At 58.1% G+C, this 26,200-nt stretch carries 27 protein-coding genes; 22 read left to right on the forward strand and 5 right to left on the reverse strand.

Annotated features, from left to right (window positions below):
* Positions 1-96: 96 nt before the first annotated feature.
* The 3 genes from B3Z17_RS02400 (at position 97) to B3Z17_RS02410 (ending at position 4,126) form a co-directional block, all read left to right on the forward strand.
* The gene (locus B3Z17_RS02400) at positions 97-2,751 is read left to right on the forward strand and encodes a valine--tRNA ligase (RefSeq protein ID WP_286828427.1); all 2,655 of its coding nucleotides are present in this window, start codon (positions 97-99) and stop codon (positions 2,749-2,751) included.
* 101 nt (positions 2,752-2,852) lie between these two features.
* On the forward strand, positions 2,853-3,293 hold the full coding sequence (locus B3Z17_RS02405) for a DUF1493 family protein (RefSeq protein WP_286828428.1): 441 nt from the start codon (positions 2,853-2,855) through the stop codon (positions 3,291-3,293).
* Positions 3,294-3,367: 74 nt separating this feature from the next.
* Positions 3,368-4,126 (forward strand): transporter substrate-binding domain-containing protein, encoded by a 759-nt coding sequence (locus B3Z17_RS02410; protein WP_286828429.1) that lies wholly within the window; start codon positions 3,368-3,370, stop codon positions 4,124-4,126.
* A gap of 25 nt (positions 4,127-4,151) precedes the next feature.
* Here the strand turns inward: B3Z17_RS02410 and speB are convergent, their stop codons facing one another.
* Positions 4,152-5,054: an agmatinase gene (gene speB, locus B3Z17_RS02415; RefSeq protein WP_286828430.1), complete on the reverse strand. Its 903-nt coding sequence runs from the start codon at positions 5,052-5,054 to the stop codon at positions 4,152-4,154.
* Positions 5,055-5,310: 256 nt separating this feature from the next.
* Here speB and ilvD point away from each other — a divergent pair, with 256 nt between their 5' ends.
* From ilvD to panD, 4 genes are all read left to right on the forward strand, one after another.
* Entirely contained in the window at positions 5,311-7,161 is a 1,851-nt protein-coding gene (gene ilvD / locus B3Z17_RS02420; RefSeq protein ID WP_286828431.1) for a dihydroxy-acid dehydratase, read from the forward strand.
* A gap of 8 nt (positions 7,162-7,169) precedes the next feature.
* Positions 7,170-7,613, forward strand: coding sequence for an acetyltransferase (locus B3Z17_RS02425; protein WP_286828432.1), 444 nt, complete (start codon positions 7,170-7,172; stop codon positions 7,611-7,613).
* Positions 7,614-7,700: 87 nt separating this feature from the next.
* Entirely contained in the window at positions 7,701-8,552 is an 852-nt protein-coding gene (locus B3Z17_RS02430) for a hypothetical protein (RefSeq protein ID WP_068305573.1), read from the forward strand.
* A 168-nt stretch (positions 8,553-8,720) separates the two neighbouring features.
* Positions 8,721-9,143, forward strand: coding sequence for an aspartate 1-decarboxylase (gene panD / locus B3Z17_RS02435; protein WP_414672760.1), 423 nt, complete (start codon positions 8,721-8,723; stop codon positions 9,141-9,143).
* Positions 9,144-9,158: 15 nt separating this feature from the next.
* Here panD and xth read toward each other — a convergent pair whose 3' ends face one another.
* The 3 genes from xth to B3Z17_RS02450 all read right to left on the reverse strand — a co-directional run bounded on the left by xth (position 9,159) and on the right by B3Z17_RS02450 (position 10,942).
* A complete protein-coding gene (xth, locus tag B3Z17_RS02440) occupies positions 9,159-9,953 on the reverse strand; it encodes an exodeoxyribonuclease III (protein ID WP_286828434.1) in 795 nt (264 codons plus the stop codon).
* 11 nt (positions 9,954-9,964) lie between these two features.
* Complete coding sequence (gene erpA / locus B3Z17_RS02445; protein WP_068305578.1) at positions 9,965-10,306, reverse strand: iron-sulfur cluster insertion protein ErpA; 342 nt, start codon at positions 10,304-10,306, stop codon at positions 9,965-9,967.
* A 96-nt stretch (positions 10,307-10,402) separates the two neighbouring features.
* A complete protein-coding gene (locus tag B3Z17_RS02450) occupies positions 10,403-10,942 on the reverse strand; it encodes a PAS domain-containing protein (RefSeq protein WP_286828435.1) in 540 nt (179 codons plus the stop codon).
* A gap of 231 nt (positions 10,943-11,173) precedes the next feature.
* On the opposite strand from B3Z17_RS02450, the gene B3Z17_RS02455 reads away from it, so the two are divergent.
* From B3Z17_RS02455 to B3Z17_RS02515, 13 genes are all read left to right on the forward strand, one after another.
* Complete coding sequence (locus B3Z17_RS02455) at positions 11,174-12,385, forward strand: deoxyguanosinetriphosphate triphosphohydrolase (protein WP_286828436.1); 1,212 nt, start codon at positions 11,174-11,176, stop codon at positions 12,383-12,385.
* Positions 12,382-14,133, forward strand: coding sequence for an arginine--tRNA ligase (gene argS / locus B3Z17_RS02460; protein ID WP_286828437.1), 1,752 nt, complete (start codon positions 12,382-12,384; stop codon positions 14,131-14,133). The genes B3Z17_RS02455 and argS overlap by 4 nt, the downstream gene beginning before the upstream one ends.
* On the forward strand, positions 14,134-14,913 hold the full coding sequence (locus B3Z17_RS02465; RefSeq protein ID WP_068305589.1) for an SPOR domain-containing protein: 780 nt from the start codon (positions 14,134-14,136) through the stop codon (positions 14,911-14,913).
* A gap of 12 nt (positions 14,914-14,925) precedes the next feature.
* Positions 14,926-15,933, forward strand: coding sequence for a beta-N-acetylhexosaminidase (gene nagZ / locus B3Z17_RS02470; protein ID WP_068305592.1), 1,008 nt, complete (start codon positions 14,926-14,928; stop codon positions 15,931-15,933).
* Between the two features lie 18 nt (positions 15,934-15,951).
* Positions 15,952-16,599 (forward strand): site-2 protease family protein, encoded by a 648-nt coding sequence (locus B3Z17_RS02475; protein WP_286828438.1) that lies wholly within the window; start codon positions 15,952-15,954, stop codon positions 16,597-16,599.
* 1 nt (position 16,600) lies between these two features.
* Complete coding sequence (locus B3Z17_RS02480; protein WP_068305595.1) at positions 16,601-17,437, forward strand: segregation and condensation protein A; 837 nt, start codon at positions 16,601-16,603, stop codon at positions 17,435-17,437.
* A 40-nt stretch (positions 17,438-17,477) separates the two neighbouring features.
* Positions 17,478-18,272: an SMC-Scp complex subunit ScpB gene (gene scpB / locus B3Z17_RS02485; RefSeq protein ID WP_286828439.1), complete on the forward strand. Its 795-nt coding sequence runs from the start codon at positions 17,478-17,480 to the stop codon at positions 18,270-18,272.
* Between the two features lie 77 nt (positions 18,273-18,349).
* Positions 18,350-18,577 (forward strand): twin-arginine translocase TatA/TatE family subunit, encoded by a 228-nt coding sequence (locus tag B3Z17_RS02490; protein WP_286828440.1) that lies wholly within the window; start codon positions 18,350-18,352, stop codon positions 18,575-18,577.
* 48 nt (positions 18,578-18,625) lie between these two features.
* Positions 18,626-19,009, forward strand: coding sequence for a Sec-independent protein translocase protein TatB (gene tatB / locus B3Z17_RS02495; RefSeq protein WP_068305601.1), 384 nt, complete (start codon positions 18,626-18,628; stop codon positions 19,007-19,009).
* Complete coding sequence (tatC, locus tag B3Z17_RS02500; RefSeq protein ID WP_286828441.1) at positions 19,006-19,848, forward strand: twin-arginine translocase subunit TatC; 843 nt, start codon at positions 19,006-19,008, stop codon at positions 19,846-19,848. The genes tatB and tatC overlap by 4 nt, the downstream gene beginning before the upstream one ends.
* Before the next feature lie 41 nt (positions 19,849-19,889).
* Entirely contained in the window at positions 19,890-21,167 is a 1,278-nt protein-coding gene (serS, locus tag B3Z17_RS02505) for a serine--tRNA ligase (RefSeq protein ID WP_286828442.1), read from the forward strand.
* Positions 21,168-21,170: 3 nt separating this feature from the next.
* A complete protein-coding gene (gene surE / locus B3Z17_RS02510) occupies positions 21,171-21,953 on the forward strand; it encodes a 5'/3'-nucleotidase SurE (protein WP_286828443.1) in 783 nt (260 codons plus the stop codon).
* A gap of 120 nt (positions 21,954-22,073) precedes the next feature.
* Positions 22,074-23,108 (forward strand): M23 family metallopeptidase, encoded by a 1,035-nt coding sequence (locus tag B3Z17_RS02515; RefSeq protein WP_068305610.1) that lies wholly within the window; start codon positions 22,074-22,076, stop codon positions 23,106-23,108.
* Here the strand turns inward: B3Z17_RS02515 and B3Z17_RS02520 are convergent.
* Positions 23,105-23,968: an ATP-binding protein gene (locus B3Z17_RS02520; RefSeq protein WP_286828444.1), complete on the reverse strand. Its 864-nt coding sequence runs from the start codon at positions 23,966-23,968 to the stop codon at positions 23,105-23,107. The genes B3Z17_RS02515 and B3Z17_RS02520 overlap by 4 nt on opposite strands.
* Positions 23,969-24,195: 227 nt before the next feature.
* Here B3Z17_RS02520 and yajC point away from each other — a divergent pair, with 227 nt between their 5' ends.
* Complete coding sequence (gene yajC, locus B3Z17_RS02525; RefSeq protein ID WP_206594908.1) at positions 24,196-24,531, forward strand: preprotein translocase subunit YajC; 336 nt, start codon at positions 24,196-24,198, stop codon at positions 24,529-24,531.
* A gap of 64 nt (positions 24,532-24,595) precedes the next feature.
* Positions 24,596-26,200 (forward strand): protein translocase subunit SecD, encoded by a 1,605-nt coding sequence (gene secD, locus B3Z17_RS02530; RefSeq protein WP_286828445.1) that lies wholly within the window; start codon positions 24,596-24,598, stop codon positions 26,198-26,200.

Consider the following 26,200-nt stretch of genomic DNA (forward strand, 5'->3'; position numbering starts at 1 on the left):
CCGTTTTTGTGCATTGTGCGGCGCTGTTTTAAGGAATGAAAACGGATGGTGTGCGCGCCGCGTACATACGTCCCGAAAAATAACGGATTTTTTGAGATGTTGGATAAGACCTATTCCCCGGCGGATATTGAAGGCAAATGGTACGAACATTGGGAAACGTCTGGCGCATTCAAATGCGGCCAGCGCGCTGATGCCGAGCCCTATGTCATCGTCATGCCTCCGCCGAATGTGACAGGTAGCCTCCACATGGGCCATGCGCTGGATAACAGCCTGCAGGATGTGCTGATCCGTTTTGAACGCCTGCGCGGCAAGGATGTGCTGTGGCAGCCGGGCACCGACCATGCGGGCATCGCGACCCAGATGGTTGTCGAGCGCCAGATGGACGCTGAAGGCGGGCCGACGCGCCAGGAAATCGGCCGCGAGGCCTTCCTTGAGCGCGTGTGGAAATGGAAAGCGGAATCCGGCGGCACCATCACGGGCCAGCTCAGGCGCCTGGGCGCGTCGTGTGATTGGTCGCGCGAGGCCTTCACCATGGACGAGCCGCGCTCAAAGGCCGTGATCCAGAAATTTGTCCAGCTCTATAAGGAAGGGCTTCTCTACAAGTCCCAGCGCCTTGTGAACTGGGACCCGAAACTGAAGACCGCCATTTCCGACCTTGAGGTGGAGCAGAGGGAAGTTGACGGCAACTTCTGGCATTTCCATTACCCGATCGACGGCGAAGAAGGCCGCTTTATCGAGATTGCGACCACGCGGCCCGAGACCATGTTGGGCGATACGGCTGTGGCCGTGCACCCTGAGGACGAGCGCTACAAGGATCTGATCGGCAAGTTCGTCAAGCTGCCGCTGGTGGGTCGCCTGATCCGCATCGTGGGCGATGAGCACGCAGACCCGGAGCAGGGCACCGGTGCCCTGAAGGTCACGCCTGCGCATGACTTCAATGACTTTGAAATCGGCAAGCGCCATGACCTGGAGATGATCAACATCTTCGACGAGAACGCCTGCATCAACGAGAACGCGCCTGAAAAATACCGCGGCATGGACCGGTTCACAGCCCGCAAAGCCATCGTGGCCGACATGGAAGCCGCCGGTTTCCTGGTGAAGGTTGAGCCGCACCGCCACATGGTGCCGTATGGCGACCGTGGCGGTGTTGTGATTGAGCCGTGGTTGACGGACCAGTGGTATGTGGACGCGGAGACCATGGCGAAACCGGCCATCGAGGCGGTTGAGAGTGGCAAGACCAAATTCATCCCGAAGAACTGGGAAAAGACCTACTATGAGTGGATGCGCAACATCCAGCCATGGTGTGTGTCGCGCCAGCTGTGGTGGGGTCACCGTATCCCGGCCTGGTATGCGCCGGACGGGTCTGTCTTCGTTGAGGAAACCGAAGAAGCCGCTTATGAGGCCGCCCGCGCCAAGCTGGGCGCTGACGTGACGCTCACACAGGACACAGACGTTCTGGACACATGGTTCTCATCCGCCATGTGGCCATACAGCACACTGGGCTGGACCGGGCCAGAGGACGCTGATCTGGACACCGTGAAGAAATATTACCCGAACACCACGCTCATTACCGGCTTTGATATCATCTTCTTCTGGGTTGCCCGGATGATGATGTCCGGCATTCATTTCATGGGCGAGGTGCCGTTCAAGGATGTCTACATCCACGCGCTGGTGCGCGATGAGAAGGGCGCCAAGATGTCCAAGTCCAAGGGCAATGTGATTGACCCCTTGGAGTTCGTTGAGAAATACGGCGCCGATGCACTTCGTTTCACTCTGATCGCCATGGAAGCCCAGGGCCGCGACATCAAGATGAGTGAAAAGCGGGTTGAAGGCTACCGGAACTTCGGCACCAAGCTTTGGAACGCCGCGCGTTTCTGCGAAATGAACGGCATTGCTGGCTCGGATAGCATCGAGGCGCCTGAGGCAACGCTGGCAGTCAATAAATGGATTATTGGCGAGGTGACCAAGGCGGCTGAAGGCGTGACCAAAGCGCTTGAGGCCTTCCGTTTCAACGACAGCGCCGACGCCATCTATCACTTCACCTGGGGTACTTTCTGCGACTGGTATGTGGAGCTGATCAAGCCGGTCTTCTGGGGCGAGGACGAAGCCCAGAAAGAAGAAACCCGCCGCGTTGCCGGTTGGGTGCTGGACCAGATTCTGGTGCTTCTGCATCCCTTCATGCCGTTCATCACCGAAGAGCTGTGGCACGCCACCCGCGATGACCGCGCCTATGATTTGATCCAGGCGGCGTGGCCAACAGTGACAGCCGCGAACGAAGCCGCGGGCGGGGAAGTCAACTGGGCCATCAAGTTCATCTCGGAGGTCCGCTCGACCCGGTCAGAGATGAACGTACCGGCAGGCGCCAAGGCAACCGCGCTGGTGGTTGGTGCGTCTGACGCCACCAAGGCCCGACTGGAGAGCTTCCAGGACATGATCTGCCGTCTGGCGCGCCTTGAGAAGGCCGAAGCGGTTGATGCGGCCGAAAGCAAGGGGGCTGCCCAGCTTGTGGTGGACGAAGCAACCGTTTACCTGCCACTCGCGGACCTCATGGACCTGGACGCCGAAAAAGCCCGCCTTGATAAGAACCTTGAGAAGCTCTCGAAAGAGGCGGGCTCGCTCAAAGGCCGCTTGGGTAATCAGGGCTTTGTGGCCAAAGCGCCGGAGCATGTAGTGGCGGAAGCCAAGGAACAGCTCGCAGACCTCGAAGGCCAGATCGAAAAGGTCAAGGCCGCGCTCACGCGCCTGGGCTAGGCCGCGAAAACAAAGACTTTGGGAAAAGGGGCCATGAAGGCCCCTTTTTTGTTGGTACAATCCATGTATTCTGACTTCTGCAAGTGACAAAGAGGCGAAACATGAACCGTCAGGAAGTCTTTGATGACGTAAGGTCAATCATTGTGCATGTATCAGGTACAAGCAAGGACCAGATCACCGAAGAGTCGTCCGTTGCGGATGATGTTGGCATCGCAGGAGACGATGGAGACGATCTGTTTCAGGCATTGAACGATCGGTTCCAAGTCGATTGGGCTGGCGTAGAGCTCGAAGCGATGTTTGGCCCAGAGCCCAGTTCAATTTTTGCCATTATGCCTTGGCGCCATGGTGAAGATCGCTATCAGGACTGCACTGTTGCGGACATTGTAAATTCCATCATCGCTGGGCGTTGGGTTGGTAACCCGGTCAGGGAACTCTCCAAAGAAGAAAGGTCTCGACTGAAGCGGCAGGCTTGGTTGCAGTTTGCGGGTTTCTGGGTGGGTATCCTGTTGCTGGCCATTATATTGGAGAGGCTTCAAGGCTGACCTCATCCCCTCCATTGTATTTCAGCCAGTTTTGTGTATAAGGGCAGCGGGATTAAGGGAATATTGGGGAGCGTATGCGGCCTTTGCTTGCAACACTCATGATGGCTGGCGCGCTTCTGGGCGCGGCATCTCCTGCGCCTGCGGAAGATGTGAAGCTGGTGATGGCCGGCGCGGCTATCCCCAAGGTTTTTGAGCCCGGCAAGGGCGGCCCCTATAACGCCTTCTATGATGATGTGGTCGCCAAGGCGCCGGTTCAGCTCGATATGGTGATGTTGCCGGTGAAACGCCTGGCACGCTCTTTCTTCGAAAAGCAAGTCGACTGCATGTATATGGCTACCGACGACAAGACCTTCTATATCCAGAACGGCGTGCCGCTTGAGACACTGACGGTGGCAAAGCCCTTCAATCGTCTGTTCATGCGCGCTTACAGCAGGCCGGGTGGTACACCGCCGGGCAATTGGGCGGCGTTCGACGGTAAACTGATTGCGGGGGACGAGGGCATCCACGTAAGCACCATTGCCCAGCGCACGCTGCCGTTTGCTAAAAGCATGCTCTATACCAAGTCGGTGGATGAGGCGTTTGAACTTTTGGCCGCGGGCCGTGTGGATGTGGCGATCGCCTATTCGATTGACGCGCGCCAGTATTTCACCCGCGCGCAAAAGCCAGCTTTCCCGGCAGACAAGAGCTTTTCCTTGCTGACATTGGGGGAGGGGGTCACCTGCTGGCCGTCTTTAGAGGCCAGCAAGTTGGTAGAATATCTGGATGCGGTGGTTGAACGGCTTCATGCCGATGGTACGCTTTTAAGCCGCTATGGCTTTGAGCTGCACGACTGACGCACAGCCCACCGTTTTTTTGTGATCACAATTCCCGTGCAAGGCCGAGCAGATAGAGCTGATCGGCGGCAATTGTGGCGCCTGCCACAGCCGTAATCTGGCCTGGCCCTTCATAATGCGGGGCCACTTCCACCTGGTCTGCGCCCTTGATGTTGAGGCCCGCAAGCCCCTGCAGGACGTGCCGCGCGTACGCCGTGTTCGGACCACCCGAAACCGGGGTGCCGGTTGCTGGCGCATAAGCCGGGTCGAGGAAGTCGATATCGAAGGTCACATAGGCCGGATGGTCGCCAACCCGGTCGCGGATGGCCTTGGCCACGTCGGCTGCGGGTGTGCGCAGGCAGTGGTCCGCATCCAAAATCAGGATGCCATGGGTTTCCGGGTTCGGCGTGCGCAGGCCCACCTGCACACTGCGAGTGGGGTCGATGATGCCTTCCTTGATGGCATGATAGAACATGGTGCCGTGGTTGAGGTCCTCATCCACCCAGGTGTCGGAATGGGCGTCGAAGTGAATAAGCGCCATGGGGCCATATTTTTCAGCGTGCGCGCGCAACAGCGGCAGGCTAACGAAATGATCACCGCCAATCGACAGCAGGCTGGCGCCCGTGTCCAGTACTTCTTTCGCCTTGGCTTCCACAGCCGGGCACAAGCGGTCCGGGTAGGCGGTGAAGCCGGTCACATCGCCCAGGTCCTTGACCACATGGCGGTCGCGTACGTCATGATCCCACGGGAATACGCCCCATTCGAACTCGCCTACAGCCAGGGAAAGCTCGCGCACCGCGCGCGGACCAAATCGGGCGCCTGGTCGGCCCGTCGTACCCAGGTCATAGGGAATGCCGATAACGGCAATATCCACACCTTGGGGGCCATCGGCATAGCCGACACGCATAAAGCTTTGTTCACCTGAGTAGGCATCGTTCCAGGACGTCAATTTGGTCTCCTAAGATAAATATCGCAGCAGCATAAAATGTGATCACATTTTTGTCCAGAGGGAAAGCATCTGCGCCTCGAAAGCATGATCAGACATTTGGGTGTGCTGCAATTGAATTTGGTGACCATGCAATAAAATTACAAAAAATGATCAAAAAACTATGCATTAGTTATCGACACGGTGGGGGCGCATCGCTAAAGTCGCGCACAGATTTGAAGACCAAATCGGGCATTGCCCGAAACCAGTGGAGAGCCTGATGGCCCAGTATCGTTCCCGCACATCAACCCACGGCCGCAACATGGCAGGTGCCCGCGCACTCTGGCGCGCGACCGGCATGAAGGATGAGGATTTCCAGAAGCCGATTGTAGCCGTGGTCAACAGCTTCACGCAGTTTGTGCCGGGCCATGTGCATCTGAAGGACCTGGGCCAGATGGTGGCGCGCGAGATCGAGGCGTCGGGCGGTGTGGCGAAGGAATTCAACACCATCGCCGTCGATGACGGCATCGCCATGGGCCATGATGGCATGCTCTATAGCCTGCCAAGCCGTGAGATCATCGCCGACAGCGTTGAATATATGGCCAACGCCCACTGCGCCGATGCGCTTGTGTGCATCTCCAACTGCGACAAGATCACGCCGGGCATGCTGATGGCAGCGCTGCGGCTCAACATCCCGGCTGTGTTTGTGTCCGGCGGCCCGATGGAAGCGGGCGAGGCGGACTATGACGGGGAAACCCACAAACTGGACCTGGTGGATGCCATGGTCCAGGCAGCTGACCCCAATGTGTCGGACGAGCAGGTTGCCGCGGTCGAACGTTCCGCCTGCCCGACATGTGGCTCCTGTTCAGGTATGTTCACGGCGAACAGCATGAACTGCCTGACAGAAGCCCTGGGGCTCAGCCTGCCGGGGAACGGCACGACACTGGCGACCCATTCGGATCGCAAGGAGCTGTTCCTGACGGCGGCCCGGCTGATTGTGGACATCTCCAAGCGCTATTATGGTGGCGGGGATGAAAGCGTGTTGCCGCGCAATGTTGCCAACTTTGGTGCGTTTGAAAACGCCATGGCGCTGGATATCGCCATGGGCGGCTCAACCAACACGGTGCTGCATATCCTGGCCGCCGCGCAGGAAGCTGAGCTTGATTTCACCATGGAAGACATTGACCGGCTGTCAAGGAAAGTGCCGAACCTCTGTAAGGTCGCGCCAGCGACAGACAAATATCACATTCAGGATGTGCACCGCGCTGGCGGCATCTTCAGCATCCTGGGTGAACTGGGCCGCGCGGGCCTGATCAACACCGATTGCACCACGGTGCACACCAGCACCATGGGCGAAGCGCTGGCGCGCTATGACGTGCGCGTGTCGAACGACGGGGACCTGCACCATTTCTTCAAGGCTGCCCCCGGCGGTGTGCCCACACAGGTCGCCTTCAGCCAATCCAAGCGCTATGACGCGCTGGACCTGGACCGTGAAAGTGGCTGCATCCGCGCAAAAGAACACGCCTACAGCCAGGACGGCGGGCTTGCGGTGCTGTATGGCAACATCGCCGAAGAGGGCTGTATCGTGAAAACAGCGGGCGTTGATGAAAGCATCCTGAAGTTCACGGGTCGTGCCCGTATTTTCGAAAGCCAGGACGCATCCGTGGAAGCCATCCTCGCCGGTGAAGTGGTCAAGGGGGACGTGGTGGTTATCCGCTACGAGGGCCCGCGTGGCGGCCCGGGCATGCAGGAAATGCTCTATCCAACCAGTTACCTGAAGTCCATGGGGCTGGGTAAAGACTGCGCGCTTCTGACGGACGGGCGTTTTTCGGGCGGCACGTCGGGCCTGTCGATCGGCCACGCAAGCCCTGAGGCCGCGGAAGGCGGCGCCATCGGTCTGGTGGAAGAGGGCGATACGATCGAGATCGATATCCCCAACCGGTCCATCAATGTGATGGTGTCGGACGAGGAATTGGCCTCCCGCCGCAAAGCCATGGAGGGCAAGGGCGCGGCCGCCTGGAAGCCGGTGGCTCCAAGGACACGGAAGGTATCAAAAGCCCTGAAGGCCTATGCAGCCATGGCGACATCTGCTAGCAAAGGCGCCGTTCGGGACGTCTCTGCTTTTGAATAGGACTTTTTATGACATTTCGTCAGGCGCGGGCTACTGATCACGCCCGTCTTTTCGATATCTGGCACGCCGCTGTCGTGGCCACGCATCATTTCCTGAGCGAGGCCGACCTGGCCGAAATCGCCGGGGTGGTGAAAGACCAATATCTGCCGAACGCCGACTTTTCCGTGTTTGTGGATGCCTCTGATCGGCCGCTTGGCTTCATGGGCTGCACCGACAATAACATTGATGCGCTTTTCATTGACCCTGCGGCCCACGGGCAAGGCATCGGCAAACAGTTTATCGCCAAGATGAAGGAACTGTTCGACACCGTCACTGTACAGGTGAATGAACAGCAGCCACAGGCCCATGCTTTCTATAAGGCGTGCGGCTTTGTGGATGTCCGCCGCGAGCCGCTTGATGATGCCGGGCGCCCGTTCCCGATCATTCATATGGAATGGCGTAAAGCTTCCTAACCTTCATTGGTTCAGAAAAAAGCTGTTTGCCGTTGCGGGCGCGCAGGCTAGTCTGCGTCCAAGCTAGATATTTGTTGGGGGATTATGATGAAACAGATACCGATTTTGGCCATTGTGAAGCAGTCGCTGGCGATGCCATTTTCCAGGCCTCTTGAAATTTTTAAGGCCTTGGGCCTTTTTGCTGCAGCCTTCCTGTTTATGTCGCTATTGATCGCGGTCGCCATGATTGTGTCGGGCGACCCTGCCTTGTTCCAGGAGCTGGGGCAAGGCGGCGGTGAGCCGACAGAGGCGACCATTGAAGGCATGGCAGAACTGATGCTTGGGTTGGCCCCTGCGTTATTGCTTGGGCTCGCAGTGATGCTGATGGTGGCCGCTCACGTCTTCAATTTTTGGGTTCGGGCGGGTGCTTTTGGCGTTGAGAATGCCAAGTTTGAAACTTTTGGCAAAGCCCTGTCAGCGGCAGGGATCAACGCCCTGAAGTTCTTCGCCCTCTCCCTGCTGTTGGGGGTTGCCAGCTTCGTTGCCTTTTTCGTTCTGCAGGCCCTTGGGCTGTCGGTTGGTTTTGCCAAGCAAATGGAACTGGCCATGTCCAACGATATTGCCGCGGCGACCAAGGCCGGGCTGATGAACCAGATCGTCATGACTGTGGTAACTTGCGGTATATATTCCTGGGTATCGGCCAACCTTACCCAAACTGCGGTCGGTGAGGATAGGGAAGGTCTTCAGCATCCTCACGTCATGGACTTCGGGATTGTCCTGTTCCTCCTGTATGTAATTGTGCTTGTTCCGCAGGTACTTTTAAGCCTGACGGGGAACCCACTGCTGATGACCGTCGTCTATTGGCCGATGCTTCTTTTCATAACGCTGGCGATCGGCGTGGCCCACGGCATTCGCTACCGCATCTGCATGGCGGAAAACGAACAGAAGGTGTTCGAATAGGCCTTCGTTCCTGACGAAAAGGTCAACGAAAACCGGGGTTTTCCCCGGTTTTTTTATGCAGCAAGGCTTGACCGGTGCGCGCTCCTGCGCCATATCCGCATCCTGATTGCTTTTGAGAGGGCCCTGACATTGACACAACCAAGCCTCGACGGCGCGCTGCGCCAATTCATGTATGGCAAACTGCACCGTGTGACGGTGACAGGGGCCGACCTGGACTATGTTGGTTCTATCACAGTGGACCCTGTGCTTCTGCGCGCATCCGGCATTCTGCCACACACACAGGTGGATGTGGTGAATATCACTAACGGGGAACGTATCCAGACATATGTGATCGAAGGCACGGAAGGCTCTGGCGTGATTTGCCTGAACGGTGCGGCAGCGCACCAGTTCTCTAAAGGCGATCTGGCCATCATCATGGGCTATGAGGCGGTGCCGGCGAACCAGCTGCCGGGTCGGGTTTCCCGCGCCGTGCATGTGGACGCCAAAAACCATATCGTGGACATGGACGAATATGTCACGCCGGGGCTTGATGGCCTGGGTAGTCCGGCTGCCAATCGCGAATTCGAAAAATACGAGACTGTAGACGCTTAAGAAGCGGCTGATCTGCTAGTCGAGGGCCACGTCCAGATCCACCCAGATGGGGGTATGGTCGCTGGCCTTTTCCTTGCCCCGCGGGGCCCGGTCAACCTGGCAGTCACGCAGGATATCGGCGGCCTGTGGTGACAGCAGCAGGTGGTCGATGCGGATGCCGTGGTCTTTCTGCCAGGCGCCGCGCTGATAATCCCAGAAGGTATAGGCCTCGCCCTTCGGCTTGACCTGCCTGAGCGCATCCAGATACCCCAGGTGCCACAGGCTTTTCAGGCGCGCCCGGCTTTCGGGCTGCGTCAGCGCATCATCCACCCAGGCGGCGGGGTTGTGACAGTCTTCATCAAACGGGATGACGTTATAGTCACCGGCCAGCACGATCGGCATCTCTTTTTCAAGCAGCCGTTCAGCGTGGGCAATCAACCGGTCCATCCACTGGAGCTTATAGTCGAACTTCGGGCCCGGTTGCGGGTTGCCGTTCGGCAAGTAAATGGAGGCCACGCGCACACCTTTGACGGTGGCTTCAATATAGCGTGCCTGTTCGTCTTCCGTTTCCTCGCCACCGTCGAGGGCGGGGAGGCCGCGGCGGATGTCCTCAATCGGGTACTTCGAGATCAGCGCCACGCCGTTGAAGCTTTTCTGGCCGTGCGTTTCAACATGCCAGCCCTTTTCTTCAATCTCCAGGCGCGGGAAATTATCGTCCACGCTCTTGATCTCCTGCAGGCAGGCGACATCAGGCGAAAATTCATCCAGCCACTCAAGAAGCCGGGGCAGGCGCGCCTTGACGCCATTGATGTTGAAGCTGGCAATTTTCATAAAGTCAGGCCCTAGACTGAGAAGGAAGAGCCGCAACCACAGGAAGCGGTTGCGTTCGGGTTTTTCACCTGGAAGGAGGCGCCGACCAGGTCTTCGACAAAATCGACCTCAGCGCCGGAGATATAGAGGAGCGACATGGGGTCGACCAGCATGGTCACACCGTCGCGTTCAACAACGATATCGTCGTCTTTCTGCTGTTCATCGAAGTCAAAGCCATACTGGAACCCGCTGCAGCCGCCGCCAGAGATGGTCAGGCGCAGCTTCAGGTTCGGATTGCCCTGCTGTTCGATCAGCGCCTTTACGCGCGCTGCGGCTTTTTCACTGAGCCCAACGGGGGGCTGATTATCGGTCATGCTTGTTCGCCATGGTTTTCTTGATCAGTCATGCCCCATATGTAGGGACCATAGGCCCAATGGTCAATTCACGAGCGCGATATTATTGGGGTATATTCAGGCGGTCGGCTCGTTTGGCTGATCGCCGGTCATTTCCTCAAGGGGGAAAACCAGTTCCAGCTTGCGCTTCTTGCTGAAGTCGAAAGCCAGCATCAGCGTGTCCAGTACATCGGCGTCGCCATTGTGCGAGAAGGGCAGCACCAGCGCCGTGAAGGGGATGCTTGCGCTTTCCGCGGGCTGGAAGTTGCCTTTGAAATAGATCGGGCCATTTGCCTTGGACGCGCGGTTGAGCATGTCATGAATGATCTGCTTCACAGCGGCATCAGGCGGTGACACCAGCCGGTCATGTGTGCCCTGAAGTTTCAGGACTTCCGAAACCGTGGCGCCGGTGAGCCTGTCGTCATAATCATTGGAGCCCGCAATGGAGACAATGGCCAGCTGCGGCAGAAATTTCGGGAACTTCTGCGGGCGGAACTCACGCTTGTCTGGATATTTTCGGTTGTGTTGGATCTCACGCCAATGATTGAGCAAGTCCTGCTGAAACCTGGCTTCAAACGCGGGTTGGTCGTTACCAATGCTGTCAGCGTTTTCGATCATCCTGATATAATAATTAAAAAAGCATTAACGCACAAGGTATGAGTTAACTATTCGTTAATACTTTTGCAAATGCAGCAATCCGGGGCGGTCGGCGAGGGGCATTCCGGGGCAATCCTTAGCCAAAAAAAATGAAAGAGTTGCCCTTCGTCAGGGGCGGGGATAATGTGCCCAAAACCACCAACCTATTCGGGCTGCCTGCGCCTCAGGCAACCTGAGCCCAAGGAGAAAGACATGTACGATAGTTTGCCACGCTATGAAGACACACTGGCCCCTTATGCGTGCCGTCCTTCAGAAAGCCGTGGTCGTGTCTTTAAGGAACCGGAAACGCCGAATCGCAGCTGTTACCAGCGCGACCGCGACCGGGTGATCCATTCCTCGAGCTTCCGCAGGCTCAAGCACAAGACGCAGGTATTTGTATATCACGAGGGTGACCATTTCCGCACGCGCCTGACCCACTCGCTTGAAGTGGCGCAGATCGCGCGGTCTGTATGCCGGTCGATGCACCTGAATGAAGATTTGGGTGAGGCGCTGGCGCTCGCGCATGATCTTGGCCATCCGCCTTTTGGCCACGTGGGTGAGACCGTTCTGAATGAATGCATGAAGGATTACGATGGGTTCGACCATAACGCCCAGGCGCTTCGCCTTCTGACGCGCCTTGAGCACCGCTACGCGTCCTTTGAAGGCCTGAACCTGACGTGGGAAACGCTCGAAGGCCTCGCAAAACACAATGGCCCGCTTGTGGATGCGGCGATTGATCACAAAAAGCCACCAGCCCAGCTGTCGTTCGGCTTCCGCGACTATCTGCCGGAAAATGACTTGGAGCTGCACACTTATGCGTCTGCGGAAGCACAGATTGCGGCGCTTGCGGACGATATCGCCTATTCATCCCACGATCTGGATGACGGCCTACGCGCGGGCCTGTTTGAGTTCGACGAGTTGAAGAAAATTCCTGTAGTGGCGCAGGTACTTGATGAAGTGAAATGGACCTATCCGAACGCGTCCAAGGATGTGATGATCCACGAGCTTGTCCGACGAATGATCAACCGGATGGTGGCGGATATGATGGTGGAAAGCGGGCGGCGCATTGAAAGGCTTGCGCCCATGTCCCCTGACGATATCCGCAATGCAGGCCAGCCCACGATTGCCTTTGGCAAGGATATGGGCGAAGCGGTGAAGGAGCTGAAGTCCTTCCTGTTTGAGCGCATGTATCGCCACTATCTGGTTAACCGTATGGCCAGTAAGGCAAAAAGGGTGGTATCGGACCTGTTCGATCTGTATATCACCGAACCAGAATGTTTGCCGACTGAATGGAACCAGCGTGCGCAGGGCGCCGGAACGCCGGAAACGGCCCGGGTGGTTGCCGACTTTATCGCCGGCATGACCGACCGCTTCGCCTTCCGCGAGCACGCCAAACTGTTTGATTTGAACCGAGTATCACTATGAATGTTTTTACCGAGTTTCGGGCCGCGATTGATGCGGTCCTGAGTGACCTTGCCGCAAAGGGCGAGCTGCCGTCCGATATGGACACCTCCAACGTGGCGGTGGAGCCGCCGCGCGATGCAAGCCACGGCGATATCGCGACCAACGCGGCGCTTGTGCTGTCCAAGCAGGCGGGCAAGAACCCGCGCGAGATTGCAGGGCTCCTGGCACCGGCGCTTGAAGCGCTTGATGCGGTTGAAAGCGTGGACGTTGCAGGGCCCGGCTTTATCAACCTGCGTATTGCCAAAAGCTTCTGGCAAGCTCAGGTGAAAACCATCCTGACAGAAGGCGTGGGTTACGGCGCCAGCACCATGGGCGGTAATGACAAGGTGAATGTCGAATATGTGTCTGCGAACCCGACAGGGCCGATGCATGTTGGCCACGTGCGCGGCGCCGTGTTTGGCGATGCGCTGGCGAACCTGCTGATCAAGGCGGGCTATGACGTCACCAAGGAATATTACATCAACGATGCGGGCAGCCAGATCGATACCCTGGCGCGTTCAGCGCACCTCCGCTACCAGGAAGCGCACGGCCGCGACATTGGCGAAATCCCTGAAGGGCTTTACCCAGGCGGCTATCTGATTCCTGTAGGCGAAATGCTCAAGGAAAAATACGGCGACCAGTATCTGGACGCGGACGAGAGTGAATGGCTGGCGCAGTTCAAGGTTGATGCCTCGGGCGCCATGATGGAGCTGATCCGTGAAGACCTAGCGGCACTGGGTGTCGAGCACGAAGAATTTTTCTCTGAGCGGTCTTTGCATGAAAGCGGTCGTATTCCGGAAGCCATCGCGGTTCTGAAAGAGCGCGGCCATATCTATCAGGGCGTGCTGGAGCCACCGAAGGGCAAGAAGCCCGAGGACTGGGAAGAGCGCGAGCAGACTTTGTTCCGTGCGACTGATTTCGGCGATGATGTCGACCGGCCGCTGCAGAAATCCACGGGTGAGTACACGTATTTTGCTGCAGACATCGCCTATCACCACGACAAATATGTCCGTGGTTACAAGCAGATGATCGATATCCTCGGTGCCGACCATGGCGGTTATGTGAAGCGGATGCAGGCAGCTGTGAAGGCGCTTTCGGAAGACGGCACACTTGATGTGCGGCTGTGCCAGATGGTGAAACTGTACCGTGACGGCGAGCCCTTCAAGATGTCCAAGCGGTCCGGCAACTTCATCACCCTCCGTGAGGTGGTGGACGAAGTAGGCCGCGACGTGACACGTTTCATCATGCTGACGCGCAAGAACGACGCCCACCTTGATTTCGATTTCAAGAAGGTGATGGAGCAATCGAAGGATAACCCGGTCTTTTACGTGCAATATGCCCACGCGCGGGTGTGTTCGGTACTGGCCAAGGCACAGGATGCTTTCCCGGGCCTTGATGCGACTGACGCAAGCCTTGCAGGCGCTGACCTCAGCCTGCTGGCGGACGAGAATGAGATTGCCATGATCAAGCAGTGCGCAGCCTGGCCGCGCATGGTGGAAAGTGCAGCCGAAGCGCACGAACCGCACCGGATTGCGTTTTTCCTGTATGATCTGGCCTCCGAATTCCATACATTCTGGAATAAGGGGAATGACAATCATGACTTGCGCTTTATCATAGACGGCGATGAGCCGCTGACTAAAGCGCGGATGGCGCTGGTGCGCGCGGTGGCGTTGGTGATTGCCAGCGGCCTGGGCGTGTTGGGCGTAACGCCAATGGAGGAAATGCGGTAAATGAGCGAGAACGAACAGCAGGGAGCCGACAAGGATATCCCACCATGGCTTCAACCCGTCCCTGAGGAAGAGGAAGCAGCAGGCTTTTTCGAAGGCAGGAAAACGCTGGTGATCACGGCTGCAGCCGCGCTCAGCGTGGTTGTGCTGTTCGTGCTTGTGCTTCTTTATCTTTACGACAGCGCGCCTGACGGCCCGCCGCGTCATGTGGTGGCCGAAGCGACGCCGATCAAAACCAAGCCAACGGATCCGGGCGGCATGGACGTGCCAAACCAGGACAAGCAGGTGTTTGACCAGGGCGCTGCTGGCGGAAGCCTGACGCTTGCGGACCAGCCGGAAGAGCCCCTGAAGGAACTGCCTGCAGACCCGGAACCCGAAGTGGTGGATGACAGCCACGCTGAAGACGAGGCCCGGATCGCTGCTGAAGCTCAGGCGCGGGAGCAAGCTGAGGCTGAAGCGGCCAAACAGGTCGCTGCGCAAGCTGCCAAGCCTGAAGCCGAAGCTGAAAAGCCGGCTGCAGAGCCTGCAGTACCAGCGGGCGCCTTCAAGGTTCAGCTGGGGGCGTATGGGTCTGAAGAGTCCGCAGCCACAGCCTGGCGCACCATTCGCGGCAAGCACCGTGACGTGCTTGACGGCCTGTCGCCGGTTTACGAATCTGTTCGCACGGGCGATCGCACGCTATACCGCCTTCGGGTTGGACCACTTGAAAGCCGCGCCGCGGCGGACGAGGTTTGCCTGGGGCTTCGGGCCCAGCAGCAGGCCTGTATCGTCGTTAATCCGTAAAAGAGTAATTTGATGATCCCAGCAATTTTCGGCTGTTCCGGCCCGGCCCTTACAGCCGAAGAGCGGGCCTTTTTCGCTAAGGTGAAACCCGCCGGGTTCATTATCTTCAAGCGCAATGTGGAAGACCCGGACCAGCTCTCAACCCTGATCAAGGAATTGAAGCTGTCCGTCGGGCGCCACAAGGTACCGATTTTGGTGGACCAGGAAGGCGGCCGCGTGCAACGCCTCACGGAGCCTTATTGGCGCAAGTATCCTGCCATGGCCACCTTCGGCGAAATGTCGAAGAAGGACCCCACCCTTGCAGCCAGCGCGCTTCGCCTGAATGTGCGGCTGATCGCCGATGACCTTCGGCGTGTGGGCATCAATGTGGATTGCCTGCCGGTGCTCGATGTGATGAACGACTGGGCAGACCCCATCGTGGGCGACCGGGCTTTTTCAAACGACCCGTCACTGGTGACTGCCATGGGGCGCATTGTCGTGGACGCCTTGATGGAAGGTGGCGTGCTGCCTGTGATCAAGCATCTGCCTGGCCATGGACGGGCCACAGCGGACAGCCATCTGGAGCTGCCGGTGGTGGACGCCACGGTGGCAGAGATGGTCGACAGCGATTTTGCGCCGTTCAAGGCCATGGCCGACGCGCCGTTCGGCATGACCGCCCACATTAAATACACAGACATTGACCCAAAACAGTGCGCCACGCTTTCCCGTGTGGTGATTGGCCGCATCATTCGCATGAAGATGGGGTTCACAGGCCTTCTGATGTCAGATGATCTGGCGATGAAGGCGCTGACCGGGGAGTTTGAGGACCGTACCCGCGGGGCATTCTCGGCGGGCTGCGACCTGGTGCTGCACTGTAACGGCAATATGGACGAGATGCAGTCCATCGCATCAGCCTGTCATGTCGCCTCAGGAAAGCTTGAGAAACGCCTGGCGACCCTTATATCCGAAGCCGACCGAGCGCCGCGCGCAGACCGGGAAGACTTGTGCCGTCGCTATGACGCGCTGATGGAAAAATTTTAGAAAAGATCTGAGGCACCCATGGATTTCCTGGCCGGAAGCATACAGCTCTTAACCGTTATGGCCCTGCCTTTTCTGCTTGCAGTAACCCTGCATGAGGCCGGTCACGCGCTTGCGGCTTACCGCTTGGGGGACCCCACAGCCAAGCTGGAAGGGCGTCTGTCACTCAACCCGGCTGTCCATATCGACCCAGTCGGTACGATTGTGATCCCGCTTGTGGCGATCCTGGCGAATTTCCCGTTCCTGATCGGCTATGCCAAGCCGGTTATGATTCAGCCGCGGTATTTCAAGAACATGAGGCGTGACATGGTTATTGTTGCGCTGGCAGGACCTTTGGGGAACCTTTTGGTGGCAATTTTCTTTGCCATTGTGCTCAAGGTCGCGATCTCGTCCGGCGCCAGCCCGGAGGGGTGGCTGTTCCAGACTGCGGTCTGGGGCGTGCGTCTGAACTGCCTGTTTATGGTGTTCAACCTGCTGCCTATTCCGCCGCTTGACGGCGCTGGCGTGGTGGAGCAATTCCTGCCGCACGACATGGCGCAAAGCTATCGTTCAATTGCACCCTTTGGATTTTTCATCCTTATGGGCATAATACTGGTCGCACAGGAAGTGATCACGGTACCAACCATGCTCGCAGCGGAGGGAGTGCTGACCCTGGTTGGCTTGGCATAAAATGGAATTTGAAGAAGACACAATCGGGCCGACCCCAAACCGCCAGGCAGACCCGGCGGACCCGAACCAGCTTGTCCTGCATATGGACGGGTTCGAGGGGCCGCTTGATGTGCTTCTGACGCTGGCGCGCGCCCAGAAGGTGGACCTGACGCAGATCTCCATCCTGGAACTTGTAGAACAGTTCCTGACCTTCGTAACAGCAGCCAAGCGCCTGAAGCTTGAGCTGGCGGCGGACTATCTGGTGATGGCCGCGTGGCTCGCTTACCTCAAGTCCCGCCTGCTCCTGCCGAAGGAAGACGACGACGAAGAGCCGTCTGCCGAGGAACTGGCCTTCCGCCTGCAGCTTCGCCTGCAACGGCTTGAAGCCATGCGCGAGGCCGGCGCCCGCCTGATGGCGCGGGACCGCATGGGCCGCGATGTGTTCCGCCGCGGGCGCCCCGAAGGGCTGAAGCTTCTTAAAAAGGGCTCCTATGACGTGACGCTCTATGAGCTGTTGCGTGCTTACGCTGACAATCGCCAGCGCCATTCGATCACGGAAATCCGCATCGAACGCCGGCCGATCTATTCGCTGGAGGACGCCATTGAGCGTCTTTCGGGCCTGATTGGCGATACCTTTACCTGGGCAACGCTCTCGACCTTCCTGCCGACCGACCTGAAGGACGACAGGCTCAGGCGTTCGGCACTCGCCAGCATGTTTGCGGCAACGCTCGAACTTGCCAAGGCGGGCAGGGCGGACCTCAGGCAAATGGAAACTTTCGGCCCGATCTACTTGCGCCAACGCCATGACGAAGAAGGCGGCGCGCCGGTGGAAAAGCAAGCAAACGATAATTCAGAATAAGCCAATAAAGATCAGAACAAGAACGATAAGACATTTGAAGATGCAAGAGACGGAAACAAAACAAGTCGCTACAGACCCGGAAGTGATCGTGCAGCACCGCCGCATGGTGGAAGCCGTGCTGTTCGCCAGTGAAAACCCTTTGTCGGTGGATGATATCGCCGAACGCCTGCCGGATGGCGTGGATGTGGAAGCCCATATCGAGGGACTGACCGAAACCTACGCCACATCCGGGGTGAATTTGGTGCGCCTTGCAGGCAAATTCATGTTCCGCACGGCGGAGGACCTGTCGTTCCTGCTCAGGCGCGAGGTGGACGAACCGCGCAAGCTGTCGCGCGCCGCCGTCGAGACCATGGCCATCATCGCCTATCACCAACCGGTGACCCGGGCGGAGATTGAGGAAATTCGCGGTGTATCCATCTCCAAGGGGACGCTGGATGTGCTGATGGAAGCAGGCTGGGTGCGCATGATGGGCCGCAAACGCACGCCGGGACGCCCGGTAACCTATGGCACCACAGAAGACTTCCTGGTGCATTTCGGTATTGAGACCATCAAGGACCTGCCGGGCGTTCAGGAACTGAAAGCCGCCGGGCTTCTGGACAGTGTTGATATGGCGCTTGAAAAAATGGGCGGCATGCCGGACCCATCGAAATCGCTTGAAGAAGCCGAGGGCCAGATTGATCTGGAAGAAGCCATTGCCGCCAAGGAACGCGCGACGCTGGCTGGGGCTGACGCGTCAGGCATGCCGGAGGATGGCGATACAGACGCTGGTGACGCAGACGGTATGGATGACGGCGACGCCAACATGGACGCTGACACAGAAAACAATATGGCGTGAATTGCCTTGTGTGCATCAGGACACGCCATTACATAGAGACAAGGCCGGACTGAACCGGCAAAAGGGAGTTACAACATATGTTTCCGGGATGGTTACAAATTGCGCTTGTGGTGCTGCTGATCGTGCTTCTGTTCGGGCGCGGCAAAATCTCAGGCCTGATGGGCGATGTTGCCAAAGGCATCACCAGCTTCCGCAAGGGCCTGAAGGACGGCATTGATGAGCCGGAAGAAGAGCCAAAAGCTGTTGAGGACAAGAAGACCATCGACGGCGAAGTGGTTAAAAGCGAAGAGAAAGACACGGCATAAGCTGCCCTGTCTTCACCCCTGAGACCCTAGGGGCAGGAGCCCGTTTCCATGTTTGATATCGGTGCAACGGAACTTTTCCTTGTGGCGGTCGTCGCGCTTGTTGTCGTGGGGCCGAAGGAACTGCCGCGTCTTTTGAAAACGGTTGGCGGGCTGGTGCGCCGCATGCGCGAACTGGCGGCTGAATTCAAGGACGGGGTCGAACAGTTGGCCACCGAGGCCGAGCAACAGACAGACCCTTTCGCAGACCTGCGCAAGAAAGAGGGCCTACGCCCCGGCATGAGCGCGGAAGAGGTGACAAACCACATCATGCGCAACCGCGAGCGCGAGGCCCGGGAAAAGGCGGAAGCCAAGAAAGCTTCAGGCGCCGCGAAAGCCGATACGCCCAAGCCTGACGCCGGCAAGGATGGCGCGGGCAAGGATGACGCGTCATGATGGGGCCAGAGGAACTGCAGGGCGAAACCGCCAAGCCAGACATCATCGATGAAGACGAAGTGGACGCCAGCAAGGCGCCGCTGCTGGATCATCTGAATGAATTGCGCTCACGCCTGATCAAGGTACTGCTGGGCATGGCTGTTGCCTTTGGTGTTGGCCTTTATTTCGCGGACGAGCTTTTTAACATCCTTGCCAAGCCTTATATGGATGCCACGCAGGCGACAGGCGAAGAACGGCGGATGATCTTCACGTCGCTGACGGAAGGCTTCTTTGTGGACCTCAAGGTGGCGCTGTATGCCGCCTTCATCTGTACCTTCCCACTGCTGGCGTCCCAGATATGGAAATTTGTGGCGCCGGGGCTTTACCGTAACGAACGCCGGGCGTTCCTGCCGTTCCTCTTGGCCACACCCATCCTGTTCGCGCTGGGCGCGAGCCTGGCTTATTTCATGGTGATCCCTTGGGCCTGGCAGTTCCTGCTGAGCTTCGAACAGGCGGCCGGTTCTGGCGCCATCGAGATCGCGGCCGAGGCGAAAGTCAGCGAATATCTGTCGCTGGTGATGCAGATGATCTTCGGCTTTGGTGTGGCTTTCCTGCTGCCTGTGGCGCTGACCCTGATGGGCCGCGCGGGCATCGTGACGGCAGACGGCCTTCGGGCGAAACGCCGCTATATGATTGTGGCTACGTTCCTGGTGGCGGCCTTCCTGACGCCGCCGGACCCGGTGAGCCAGATCGCCCTTGGCATTCCCATGTTGCTCCTGTATGAGCTGTCCATCATCCTGATCGGCGCTTTCGAGAAGAAGCGCGCCGAGGCCGACGAGGCCGATGAAGACGAAATTTGACCTGATTTTAACTGATCCGATTTGAAACTGAGACGAGCGCAATGTTTGATCTGAAATTTATTCGCGAGAACCCGGAAGCTTTCGACAAGGCCCTTGCCCGCCGCGGTGAGGAAGCCAAAGCCGAGGAGATCATCGCGCTCGACAGTTCCCGCCGCGCGGTCCAGACCGAAGCGCAGGCCGCGCAGGCCCGCCGCAACGAGGCATCGAAGCTGATCGGCAAGGCCAAGGCACAAGGCAATGAAGCAGAAGCCCAGGCGCTGATGGACGAAGTCAGTGGGCTGAAGACGCGCCTCTCTGAGATGGAAGAGGAAGACCGCACGCTGGGCGAAAAGCTCAACACGCTGCTGATGAGCCTGCCGAACATGGTTTATGACGATGTGCCGGACGGTGACAGCGAAGACGACAACACCGAGGTTCGCACCTGGGGCAAGCCCGCGCGCTTTGATTTTGATCCCAAAGAGCATTTTGAGCTAGGCGAAGCGCTGGGCATGATGGATTTCGAGCGCGCGGCCAAAATGTCCGGCTCGCGTTTCGTGGTGCTCAAGGATCAGTTGGCGCGGCTTGAGCGCGCGCTGGGCCAGTTCATGCTGGACCTGCACACCACTGAGCATGGCTACACAGAAATGCTGACGCCCGCGATGGTGCGCGACACGGCGCTTCTGGGTACCGGCCAGCTGCCGAAATTTGGCGAGGACGCCTTCAAGACGACAACGGATCACTGGCTGATCCCGACGTCTGAAGTGACGCTCACGAACTTCCATTCCGATGAAATCCTGGACGAGGAAGAGCTGCCGTACCGCTTTACCGCCCACAGCCAGTGTTTCCGCGCCGAAGCGGGCTCTGCGGGGCGCGATACGCGCGGCATGATCCGCCAGCACCAGTTCGAGAAGGTGGAGATGGTATCCATCACCGCGCCGGACCAGTCTGACGAGGAACTGGAGCGCATGACCGCCTGCGCCGAAGAAGTGCTGAAGCGCCTGCACCTGCCTTACCGCGTGGTGAAGCTGTGCACCGGCGATATCGGCTTCGGTGCACGCCGCACCTATGACATCGAGGTATGGCTGCCAGGGCAGGATAAATACCGCGAGATTTCCAGCTGTTCCACTTGTGGTGACTTCCAGGCCCGCCGCATGAAAATGCGCTGCCGCCTCAAGAGCGAGAAGAAGACCCAGTTCGTGCATACCCTGAACGGGTCTGGCCTTGCGGTTGGTCGTACGCTGATTGCCGTGATGGAAAACTATCAGCAGGCCAATGGCTCGATCCGCGTGCCCGAAGTGCTGAAGCCTTACATGCGCGGCATTGACGTGATTGGTGGCTAAGTCATGACAGCTATCTCACCAGCCCGCATCCTGGTCTCGAACGATGACGGCATCCACGCACCAGGGATTGAGATTCTGGAGCGCATCGCCCGCCAGTTCACCGATGACGTGTGGGTGGTGGCACCTGAGGAAGAGCAGTCTGGCGCAGGGCATTCCCTGACGCTGTCGCGCGTTTTGCGTATCCGCAAGCTTGAGGATAAGCGCTGGGCCGTGGCCGGCACGCCAACAGACTGTGTGGCCATGGCGCTCAACAAGATTATGGGCGACGAGAAGCCAACGCTTATCCTTTCCGGCATCAACCGGGGCGGCAACCTGGCTGAAGATGTGACCTATTCGGGTACGGTTTCCGTGGCCATGGAAGGCACACTGGCGGGTATTCCGTCGATTGCGCTGAGCCAGTGCATCCGCCCGGACCAGCGCACCAAATGGGAAACCGCAGAGCAGTATGCCCCAAAGGTGATCAAAAGCCTGATCGAGATGGGCTGGCCGCAGGATGTGCTGATGAATGTGAATTTCCCGGCGTTCGAGCCTGACGAAATCCAGGGCGTCCGCGTGACAGAGCAGGGTGCGCGCCAAATCATGGGCAACCATATCGAGGAACGCACCGACCCGCGTGGTTTCAAATACTATTGGTTTGGGCTGGGCCGCGAAGTCGGCCAGCCGGGCCACGAGACGGATCTCAAGTCAGTGCGGGAAAAATGGATTTCGGTGACACCGCTGCATCTCAATATGACTCATGATGAAACGCGTCGGTCCATGGCAGAGGCCATCACCCAGACATTCTGATGCCAGCATGATGCCTTTCTGCCGTGCTTCCGCCTTAATGATCAGGGAAATATTGCCCCAGTTCACACTTGTGGGTATCTTGAATTCATGATCATGGGAGGACAGAACAGACGGCATGCAATGCGCCTTAGCGCCTTGATCCTGCTTGCCTTCTCGGTTTCTGCCTGTTCCACCATCGATAAACGAATCATCCGACCTGTGTTCGGCTCGCTGACGTCACCCAAAACCAAGAATGCACCTTTTCCTGTGCCATTGCCGCGCACCAAGCCTTCTGTGCCGAACCGCAGCTACGCGTCTGCCAGCAAGCCAGCGCCAGCGGTCACCAGCCGCAGTACTGTCCAGTCCAGCGGCGCGACGCATGTGGTCAGGAAAGGCGATACGCTTTATGCCATCTCGCGTCGTTATGGCGTACCAGTACGCGACCTGATTTCCCTGAATAGGTTCCGCTCGCCTTACACGCTGGAGATCGGGCAGAAGGTCAAGGTGCCGACGGCCCAGGTCTATGTGGTGAAAAAGGGCGATACGGGCTACAGCATTTCCCGGCGTTTTGGCGTCAATGTGTCGGCACTGATGCGCGAAAACGGTATCAAGGCGCCCTACAGGCTTGAAATCGGCCAAAGGCTGAAGCTGCCGGGTGGGGCCAGCAGTGCACCGGTTCAGACGGCCTCAGCCTCAAGCCCCACGGTTGTCAGGCCCGCACAAACCACCCGCCGTACGGTGGCACGGCCAACACCGCCACCCCGGACATCCAGCGGATTCGACTGGCCGGTGCAGGGCAGGCTGGCCTCGCGTTTTGGCCCCAAGCAGGACGGCCTGCATAATGACGGCATCAATATCCTGGCGCGTCAGGGGACGCCTGTGAAGGCGGCAGAAGCCGGGGTCGTGGTATATGCCTCGAACGCGCTAGAGGGATACGGGCATCTTCTGCTGGTGAAGCATTCGGATGGCTGGATCACGGCCTATGCCCATAACGAGCGCCTTCTGGTGCGCGAAGGGCAGACCGTCAGCAAGGGGCAGATCATCGCCCGCGTCGGCAACACTGGCGGGGTGACCGAACCGCAGCTGCATTTTGAAATTCGTAAGGGCCGTCGGGCCTTGGACCCGCTTCGATACCTGAGCCGCGCACAGGCGGATGCCGCCATGACAGGCCGCTAGAAGCTAACCTTAGCGCCCAACTCACCCGCCAGATTCGTCACAAACTGCCAGGCTGTCCGGCCAGACCGGTTACCGCGGGTCTTGGACCATTCAAGGGCTGCGTGCCGCCAATCATCGGCGGGTGTCAGGCTGAATGCCTTGAGGTAGCCCTCAATCATGGCCAGATACTCGTCCTGGTCAGCCGGGTGGAAGCCCAGCCACAGGCCGAAGCGGTCAGAGAGCGCAATTGTTTCGTCCATGGCCTCGTTGGGGTGGATGCCGGTGGCGCTTTCCTGGTCCGCCATCTGGCGCGGCAACAGGTGCCTGCGGTTTGACGTGGCGTAAAAGATCACATTCTCCGGGCGGCCCTCAAGCCCGCCCTCAAGCACAGATTTCAGGGCTTTGAAATCCTGGTCAGGCCGGTTGAACGACAGGTCGTCACAAAAGACGATAAAAAGGCGATCGGCTTTCCTGAGCTTGCCAAGAAGCGCGGGCAGGGCGCTGATATCCTCGCGGTGGATTTCCACCAGCGCCGGGGCCGAAGCGTCTTTTTCTTCGACAATGGTGCGGTGGATGGCCTTGATGAGCGTGCTTTTGCCCATGCCGCGCGCCCCCCACAACAGCGCATTGTTTGCGGAAAAGCCGTTCGCGAAGCGCTTGGTATTCTCAAGCAGTGTGTTCTTGGCGCGGTCAATGCCCATCAACAGGTCAATCGCAGGTGCCGCGACACGGTCGACAGCTCGCAGGTTTTTGCTGTCGGCGTCATAGACAAAGGCGTTGGCGGTATCGTCCGTCAATGCAGGTGATGCCTTTCCTCTGCCACTTACCGCGTCGGCAAGGCGGTTGATCGCATCAATCAGCGCTTGATCCTGGTTTGGCACTTGCAACCCTTTCCTGTCATGCCCATCTAGGGGTGGATAATTCGATTATGCCCGCTCGACAGCGCTCATAACATGCCGGGTAACACTAGGCGACTGTTGCATTTGAAAGCAATAAAGCTATAGTCCCGGCCAATGATATTGCAAGGTGGCGCGTCTGCCGCCCTTTTAATGAGGTTTGTCACATGTTTTCTTCTCCTGCTTACGCTCAAGCGGCTGAATCTGCACAGATGTCTGATCCAACTGGTGGTTTCGGTCTGATCATCATCATGGTTGCGGTTTTCTGGTTCCTGATCATCCGCCCCCAGAACAAAAAGATGAAAGAACACCGTGAAATGGTGAGCAATGTGGCGCGCGGCGACAGCGTTGTGACCGCAGGCGGCCTGATCGGTAAGGTGACCAAGGTTAAAGCTGACGATAACGAAGTCGAAGTGGAACTGGCTGACGGTGTCCGCGTTCGCGTTGTCAAAAGCACCCTGTCTGATGTGCGAGCCAAATCAGAGCCTGCCAAGCCTGCTGAGAAAAAAGCGGCTGAGAAAAAAGCAGCGAAAAAAGAAGAAAAATAAGGATCGTGCCCGGTGTTGCCGGGCCCAATCTTTTTAAGGCAAGAACAACAATAAGGATCGGCGCATGCTGACGTTTCCGCGCTGGAAAATAATCATGATCATGGGAGTGGTGCTTCTGGGCATCCTGACCTCCCTCCCTAACTTTCTGACAGAGAAGCAGCGCGAAGAACTGCCTGGCTTCCTGCCTTCCGACACGCTGAATCTGGGCCTTGACCTCAGGGGCGGGGTTCGCATTCTTTGGGGTGCGGAAACCGACGATGTGGTGAATTCCCGCCTGAACAATATTGCTGATCAGGTGCGCGATATTCGCCGGTCTGAGCAGGGCCTCAATTTCCGGAATATCCGGATTGAAGGCCAAAGCGTGACGGCAGAGGTTACCCGCGATGACATGGTTGAAACCGCGCGTGAAAAACTGCGTGAGCTGACTACGGTGACCGTAGGCGCCGCTAACCCACTCATGGGCGGCGGCATCAAGGAACTGGAGCTTGCGCAGGACGGCAACAAATTCACGCTGACACTGACAGAGCAGGGCATCGAAGTTCAGAAGCGCGAGGCCGTTGCCCGTGCCATGGAAGTGATCCGCAAGCGGGTAGACCCCGACGGCACCAAGGAAGTGACCATTCAGCCTGAAGGCAATGACCGCATCATTCTGGAAGTGCCGGGCGCTGACGATCCTGAACAAATCAAGATTCTTGTTGGCCAGACAGCCAAGCTGACCTTCCATGACGTGAACACGAATGTGAGTGCGGAAGACATTCAGCGCGGCCGTGTGGGATACCGGGAAAAGATTCTGCCTTCGAAAGATGGCTACTCCATGGTGATCAAGGAGCGGGTCATCCTTTCGGGTGAAGACCTGATTGATGCGCGGGTTGAATATGACAAGAACGGCAAGCCAGCCGTTGGCTTTACCTTCAATACATCTGGCGCCAAACGCTTCGGCACCCACACCCAGAACAATATCGGGCGGCCGTTTGCCATCGTGCTGGATAACGAGATTATCAGCGCGCCGAATATCATCACGCCGATCCTGGGCGGGCAGGGCCAGATAACCAACGTTGGTGCGGTTACCGATGCGCAGGAGCTGGCAACGCTCCTCAAGGCCGGTGCGCTTCCCATCCCGCTGCAGGTGATGTCCGAACGCTCTGTGGGGCCGGACCTGGGTCAGGAAAACATTGATGCTGGCGAGATCGCGGCTGTTATCGGTTTCATTGGTGTGATTATTTATATGATCCTCAGCTATGGCCGGTTTGGCATTGCCGCGAGCATCTCGCTGATCACCAACCTTGTGCTGATCATGGGGGCGCTCAGCTTCCTGCAGGCGACGCTGACCCTGCCGGGCATCGCGGGTATCGTGCTGACAATCGGTATGGCGGTGGACGCCAACGTGCTGGTTTTTGAACGTATTCGCGAAGAACAGAATAATGGCCGCAAGCCGTTCCCTGCAATGGAACATGGCTATGGCGAGGCCTTCTCGACCATTATGGACGCCAACATCACCACATTCATTGCGGCGGCAGTGCTCTATATGCTGGGTTCCGGCCCTGTGCAGGGCTTTGCTGTAACGCTGGCGATCGGTATTCTGACGTCCATGTTCACGGCCGTGGTACTGTCCCGCTTTATCCTTGCAACCTGGCTGAAGCGGGTCCGTCCTGCCAAGCTGCCACTTTAA

It is taken from the genome of Kordiimonas sp. UBA4487 (assembly GCF_002389025.1).
GTDB classification, from domain to species: Bacteria; Pseudomonadota; Alphaproteobacteria; order Sphingomonadales; family Kordiimonadaceae; genus Kordiimonas; species Kordiimonas lacus.

Coding starts and splice junctions, on each gene's coding strand:
- B3Z17_RS02400 (WP_286828427.1), top strand. CDS start 97: ATGTTGGATAAGACCTATTCCCCGGCGGATATTGAAGGCAAATGGTAC.
- B3Z17_RS02405 (WP_286828428.1), top strand. CDS start 2,853: ATGAACCGTCAGGAAGTCTTTGATGACGTAAGGTCAATCATTGTGCAT.
- B3Z17_RS02410 (WP_286828429.1), top strand. CDS start 3,368: ATGCGGCCTTTGCTTGCAACACTCATGATGGCTGGCGCGCTTCTGGGC.
- ilvD (WP_286828431.1), top strand. CDS start 5,311: ATGGCCCAGTATCGTTCCCGCACATCAACCCACGGCCGCAACATGGCA.
- B3Z17_RS02425 (WP_286828432.1), top strand. CDS start 7,170: ATGACATTTCGTCAGGCGCGGGCTACTGATCACGCCCGTCTTTTCGAT.
- B3Z17_RS02430 (WP_068305573.1), top strand. CDS start 7,701: ATGAAACAGATACCGATTTTGGCCATTGTGAAGCAGTCGCTGGCGATG.
- panD (WP_414672760.1), top strand. CDS start 8,721: ATGTATGGCAAACTGCACCGTGTGACGGTGACAGGGGCCGACCTGGAC.
- xth (WP_286828434.1), bottom strand. CDS start 9,953: ATGAAAATTGCCAGCTTCAACATCAATGGCGTCAAGGCGCGCCTGCCC.
- erpA (WP_068305578.1), bottom strand. CDS start 10,306: ATGACCGATAATCAGCCCCCCGTTGGGCTCAGTGAAAAAGCCGCAGCG.
- B3Z17_RS02450 (WP_286828435.1), bottom strand. CDS start 10,942: ATGATCGAAAACGCTGACAGCATTGGTAACGACCAACCCGCGTTTGAA.
- B3Z17_RS02455 (WP_286828436.1), top strand. CDS start 11,174: ATGTACGATAGTTTGCCACGCTATGAAGACACACTGGCCCCTTATGCG.
- argS (WP_286828437.1), top strand. CDS start 12,382: ATGAATGTTTTTACCGAGTTTCGGGCCGCGATTGATGCGGTCCTGAGT.
- B3Z17_RS02465 (WP_068305589.1), top strand. CDS start 14,134: ATGAGCGAGAACGAACAGCAGGGAGCCGACAAGGATATCCCACCATGG.
- nagZ (WP_068305592.1), top strand. CDS start 14,926: ATGATCCCAGCAATTTTCGGCTGTTCCGGCCCGGCCCTTACAGCCGAA.
- B3Z17_RS02475 (WP_286828438.1), top strand. CDS start 15,952: ATGGATTTCCTGGCCGGAAGCATACAGCTCTTAACCGTTATGGCCCTG.
- B3Z17_RS02480 (WP_068305595.1), top strand. CDS start 16,601: ATGGAATTTGAAGAAGACACAATCGGGCCGACCCCAAACCGCCAGGCA.
- scpB (WP_286828439.1), top strand. CDS start 17,478: ATGCAAGAGACGGAAACAAAACAAGTCGCTACAGACCCGGAAGTGATC.
- B3Z17_RS02490 (WP_286828440.1), top strand. CDS start 18,350: ATGTTTCCGGGATGGTTACAAATTGCGCTTGTGGTGCTGCTGATCGTG.
- tatB (WP_068305601.1), top strand. CDS start 18,626: ATGTTTGATATCGGTGCAACGGAACTTTTCCTTGTGGCGGTCGTCGCG.
- tatC (WP_286828441.1), top strand. CDS start 19,006: ATGATGGGGCCAGAGGAACTGCAGGGCGAAACCGCCAAGCCAGACATC.
- serS (WP_286828442.1), top strand. CDS start 19,890: ATGTTTGATCTGAAATTTATTCGCGAGAACCCGGAAGCTTTCGACAAG.
- surE (WP_286828443.1), top strand. CDS start 21,171: ATGACAGCTATCTCACCAGCCCGCATCCTGGTCTCGAACGATGACGGC.
- B3Z17_RS02515 (WP_068305610.1), top strand. CDS start 22,074: ATGCGCCTTAGCGCCTTGATCCTGCTTGCCTTCTCGGTTTCTGCCTGT.
- yajC (WP_206594908.1), top strand. CDS start 24,196: ATGTCTGATCCAACTGGTGGTTTCGGTCTGATCATCATCATGGTTGCG.
- secD (WP_286828445.1), top strand. CDS start 24,596: ATGCTGACGTTTCCGCGCTGGAAAATAATCATGATCATGGGAGTGGTG.